Source organism: Massilia sp. CT11-108 (assembly GCF_047302915.1).
In the GTDB taxonomy this organism is placed as follows: Bacteria; Pseudomonadota; Gammaproteobacteria; order Burkholderiales; family Burkholderiaceae_D; genus Telluria; species Telluria orientalis.
Window position 1 is genome coordinate 1 of sequence record NZ_JBKYMO010000471.1, and the last position, 4,273, is coordinate 4,273.

6 protein-coding genes and 1 pseudogene are annotated in these 4,273 nt (G+C 66.0%); 2 read left to right on the forward strand and 5 right to left on the reverse strand.

Annotated elements, in window-relative coordinates:
* From ACEN88_RS25565 to ACEN88_RS25580, 4 genes are all read right to left on the reverse strand, one after another.
* On the reverse strand, positions 1–325 hold a 325-nt coding region (locus ACEN88_RS25565), incomplete at its 3' end, for an MFS transporter (protein ID WP_413344180.1).
* A gap of 99 nt (positions 326–424) precedes the next feature.
* On the reverse strand, positions 425–1,324 hold the full coding sequence (locus ACEN88_RS25570) for a LysR family transcriptional regulator (protein ID WP_413344182.1): 900 nt from the start codon (positions 1,322–1,324) through the stop codon (positions 425–427).
* A gap of 11 nt (positions 1,325–1,335) precedes the next feature.
* Entirely contained in the window at positions 1,336–1,692 is a 357-nt protein-coding gene (locus ACEN88_RS25575) for a hypothetical protein (RefSeq protein WP_413344184.1), read from the reverse strand.
* Positions 1,693–1,786: 94 nt separating this feature from the next.
* Entirely contained in the window at positions 1,787–2,245 is a 459-nt protein-coding gene (locus ACEN88_RS25580) for a hypothetical protein (protein ID WP_413344186.1), read from the reverse strand.
* Between the two features lie 204 nt (positions 2,246–2,449).
* On the opposite strand from ACEN88_RS25580, the gene ACEN88_RS25585 reads away from it, so the two are divergent.
* On the forward strand, positions 2,450–2,788 hold the full coding sequence (locus ACEN88_RS25585; RefSeq protein WP_413344188.1) for a helix-turn-helix domain-containing protein: 339 nt from the start codon (positions 2,450–2,452) through the stop codon (positions 2,786–2,788).
* A complete protein-coding gene (locus ACEN88_RS25590) occupies positions 2,772–4,019 on the forward strand; it encodes a type II toxin-antitoxin system HipA family toxin (protein WP_413344190.1) in 1,248 nt (415 codons plus the stop codon). Before ACEN88_RS25585 ends, ACEN88_RS25590 begins: the two co-directional genes overlap by 17 nt.
* Positions 4,020–4,021: 2 nt before the next feature.
* Here the strand turns inward: ACEN88_RS25590 and ACEN88_RS25595 are convergent.
* Positions 4,022–4,273 (reverse strand): annotated as a pseudogene (locus ACEN88_RS25595) (hypothetical protein); the annotation flags it as partial.

The window sequence follows — 4,273 nt, forward strand, 5'->3', positions numbered from 1 at the left end:
GCAACAGCCCGGGGCCCGCCGCGAGGCCGCCCGCGAGCGACGCGAGTCCGAACAACGCGAAGCCGGCGACGAGCATCCTGCGCCGGCCGAACAGGTCGCACGCGCGGCCGCCGAGCAGCAACAGCCCGCCATACGGAACGATGTACGCGCTGACCACCCATTGCAACGTCTGCGGCGTGAAGCCGAGGGCCGTGCGGATCGACGGCAGCGCCACGAAGACGATCGTATAGTCGAGCGAGATGATGAGGTGGGCAAAGGCCAGCAAGGCGAGCGCGGCGAGGTGGCGCCCGCGCGGCGCGGACGTCGATGATGTCGTGTCGGTCATGGGTTCCTCCTGTTGACACGGGCATTATCGAAGCGGCGCCGGCGCCTCCGCCATCATCGATTTTGCATGCCCTGGCCACGGGCGTACAGGGCGGGCGCGTCAGGACGCCGTGCACTCCAGCCGGGTCGGCAATTCCGCCGCCAGGAAATCGACGAGCGCGCGCAAGCGGACGTTCTCGCGCATGTCGGCGTGGAAGCCGAGGCGCAGGTCGAGTGCCGGATCGGACGCCGGAACAACGAGGCGGTGCAACTGCGCGAACGATTCGCCCAGCGGACGGGGCACGTGTCCGATCGCCTCCCCGGCCAACGTCGCGGCCACGACCGTATGCATGTCGCCGGCGCGCAGTATGACGTGCGCATCGGGCAGCACCGCGCGGATCCATGCGTCGTGCAGGAATACGTCCTCCTGCGGTTCGATCAACACCAGGCGGTGGCCGCGCCCCTGCTGCGCCGGGTCCGGCAGACCGTGGCGTTCGATGTAGCCGGGAGCGGCGAACAGGCTGTAGGGAACGGTGGCGAGGCGACGCTGGATGAGGTTGTCCTGTTCGATCCGGCGGAACGCAACGCTCAGGTCCGCCTCGCGGGCCGCCAGATTGAAATTGCGCTTTTCGTTGATGAGCCGCAGCGTCAACCCGGGGTGCTGCGCGCCGAAGCGTGCCAGCAGGGGCGCCACGAAGGCGGCGCCGAGCCAGTCGATGCTGGTAATCGTCAGCGCGCCTTCAAGGCCGTCCCCGGTCGCCGCCAGCTTACGCAGTACACCTTGTGCTTCGGCATCCATGCGCTCCAGGCCAGCGAGCAGTCCGGCACAGGCGGCGGTCGGCACCATGCCGTACATGTCGCGGTCGAACAGCTGGATGGCGAGACGCCCTTCGATGGCGGCCACGCGGCGGCTCACGGTCGGCTGGGTCAGGCCGAGGACGCGCGCAGCACCGTTGAGCGAACCATGCCGCGCAACCGCGAGCAGGACGCGCAGGTCATCCCAGCCGGGACCGATCGTCATGTGTGCCATCCTCAGAAAATCGACGCCAGCAGCAAGCCTCCGCAGACCGCCACGTTGCTGAAAAAACCGTTCGCGGCGCCAAAGCGCTCCCGGCCCGACAGGCGCCAGAAGTCGAGCAGGGTTACGCTGGCGCAAGTCGTAAATGCGAGCAATGCAATCGCGCTGGCGTGGCGCGACGGCTGCCAGAGCAACCCCAGGCCGGCCACGATCTGCACGGCCGACCCGGCGGCAAGCATCGCCCGGGGCGCGGGCCAGCCGCGGACGGCCAGCATACTGCACATTTCGCGGAAACGGAGAAAGTGAGCACAGCCCGCGCGTACGAAATTCAGGGCGATACACGCGAGCGCAACCATCGATACTGCGGACATGAGCATTCTCGAGAATGAGGAAAACCCGATTCTCGGGTCCGCCGCGCCCTGATGCCATCATCGATTTTGCATGCCCGGTCTGCGTGGTGCGCGTTCACACTGTCGCCATGTCCTCGACCCGCAAATAATTGACGAGTTCATCGCGCTCGAACGATCCATCCCACTGTTTTTCGCCTAGCAGTTGCGGCAATGCGCTGTGGGCCAGCAGCGCGTGGAATCTATCCTTGATGAGTTGCGGCCGGATGTCGCGGACGCGCACCCGCGACACCTTGCGCGATAAATCCATCACGATCCCGAACAGGATCCAGTCGAGCTGCAACAGCAGCATGCTGGCCGACTGGATCGCCCGCGGCGCAATGCTCGTTTCGTACAGCCGGGCCACCGACGATTGCCGCGCCTCGGCGTCGTCGCCGGCATCTCCCGTCAATTCCTCCGGCCACCAGGCGAGTACCTGGTTCAGCAGGCACGCGAAATCGGCATGGTCGGGAAGGATGATTTGCCCATCAAACATAAAAGAAAGGTAAGAAATATTACCGGGCAGTATATCGATCAAAGTGAACGAAAAGCTCTCACAATTTCACCATTAAAAGGAATCGCACTGTTCAGATTGCATACGGGTCTGCGAACGTTGCTCATGGCATTCATAGATAACGGTTTATAGTCCATAAAACGCTATCTATGAAACCATTTCGTAGAAAAAGCCTTTATAGATAATCGCTTACTTGCTGTAAGACGCGTTCTTTGATAGCCTCGAAACATGCCCAAAAAACTTTCAAATGCCGACATGTGGCCGACGCTCGTGCAGGAGCGCCTGGTCGAATGGGGCCGCTGCGTCAATGTGCAGCGTATGCAGCAGCGCATCACGGCGGCCGACCTGTGCCGCCGGCTGGGCATTTCGGAAGCCACGCTGCGGCGCCTGGAACGGGGTGATCCCGGCGTCGGTGCCGGGGCCTACCTGAATGCGCTGCTGACCCTGGGCATGGCGGATGAAGCCACGCCAGCCTTGAAACCCGAACTCTGGCGCAAGGCCCCGGGCAAGCGGGTCCGGCCGACGCGACAGGAGCAAGGGGCCACATCCGATGCCGATTATTTCTAAGCCGTTGTACGTGTACCTGCAGCGCCCGGACGACGGCGCATGGGTCACCGTGGGCCGCTACGTGGCCAGCGCGCCCGGCGAAGGCACGTTCATGTATGCGCCGTCGTATGTCGACAGCGGACTTGCGTGGGCGATCGATCCCGTGAACCTGCCGTTCGTACCCGGCACCCAGTACAGGACCCGGCATTACCGGGGATTGCACGACGTCCTGCGCGACGCGTGTCCGGATGCCTGGGGCCAGGCCTTGTTGCGGCGCGAATACAACCTGCCCGCCGACGCCCCGCCGTTGCAATACCTGATCAAGGCCGGCAATATCGATCGCTGGGGCGCGCTCGCCGTCGGGTCGACACCCCGGTTTTCCGGCGCGGCGCTGAACAGTCCTCCCTTGCCCCTGCTCGACCAGCTGGTCGAGGAACTGGCCGCGCTGGCGGAACACCGGCCACCGGTCCGGCCCGCCATCCGGCGGCGGCTGGTGCAGACGGCCAGCGTCGGCGGCGCGCGTCCGAAGACGACCGTACGCGATGACGCCGGCGCCTTCTGGCTGGTCAAGCCGCGGATGCTCATGGACCCGGCCGACATCCCACGCCTCGAACACTTCGCCCTCGAATGGGGCGCGGCGAGCGGGCTGGATGTGGCGGAAACCGTCCTGCATCCAGGGCCGGGAGGCCGCAGCGTCCTGCGCGTGCGCCGCTTCGATCGCGACGGCGGCCGGCGCTTCATGTGCGTCAGCGCGGCGTCCCTGCTGCAGGCGGAATATCCGGACAATCCGGCCCACACCGACCGCTGGAGTTACCCGCGCCTGGCCGAAGAACTGCGCCGGGTCGGCGCACCGCCGGAGGATGGTATCGAACTGTTCGGCCGCATGGTCTTCAACGCCGTCTGCGGCAACGACGACGACCATGTGCGCAACCACGCGATCGTCCATGGGCAAGGCCGCAAGGGCTGGCGCCTCGCGCCGGCGTTCGACGTCGTGCCGAATCCGGCAGAAACGCCGCGTCGCCTGGTCATGCAACTGTCCAGGGGGCGCTTCGACATCGCGCGGGACGCCGTCCTCGGCGACGCCGTCCGCTTCGGTTTCACGGGGCGCGACGCCTGCGCGGCGTATCTCGACGCGCTGCTGGCGCGCATCGAGGCGGCGTTTCCGCTGGCCGCCGCGTGGCTCACGGACGACTGGCGCGCGACGCTGCACGCGCGGATGACGGCGAACCTCGCGATCCTGCGCGGCACGTAGCCCTACTCGTCCACCTTCGCATCCTCGCTCTTGGCCGCTTCCATCGCCTCCGGCTCGAGCATTTCCGCCGATTTGTTCATGCGGATGAACACGCCCCAGCCGGCCATCAGCAGCCCCGCCGCGACGAGCACCGACGCCGCGTGCGGCAGCAGTTCCGGTTCCTCGTGCAAGGCCTTGAACGTGCCGACCAGCCCCTCGATCGACAGCGCGACCACGACGACGACCATGAAGCGCGACAGGTAGCGGCGCACGCG

What these genes read in the sequence shown, in the direction of transcription:
- ACEN88_RS25570 (WP_413344182.1), bottom strand. Translation starts at nt 1,324, where the DNA reads ATGACGATCGGTCCCGGCTGGGATGACCTGCGCGTCCTGCTCGCGGTT.
- ACEN88_RS25575 (WP_413344184.1), bottom strand. Translation starts at nt 1,692, where the DNA reads ATGTCCGCAGTATCGATGGTTGCGCTCGCGTGTATCGCCCTGAATTTC.
- ACEN88_RS25585 (WP_413344188.1), top strand. Translation starts at nt 2,450, where the DNA reads ATGCCCAAAAAACTTTCAAATGCCGACATGTGGCCGACGCTCGTGCAG.
- ACEN88_RS25590 (WP_413344190.1), top strand. Translation starts at nt 2,772, where the DNA reads ATGCCGATTATTTCTAAGCCGTTGTACGTGTACCTGCAGCGCCCGGAC.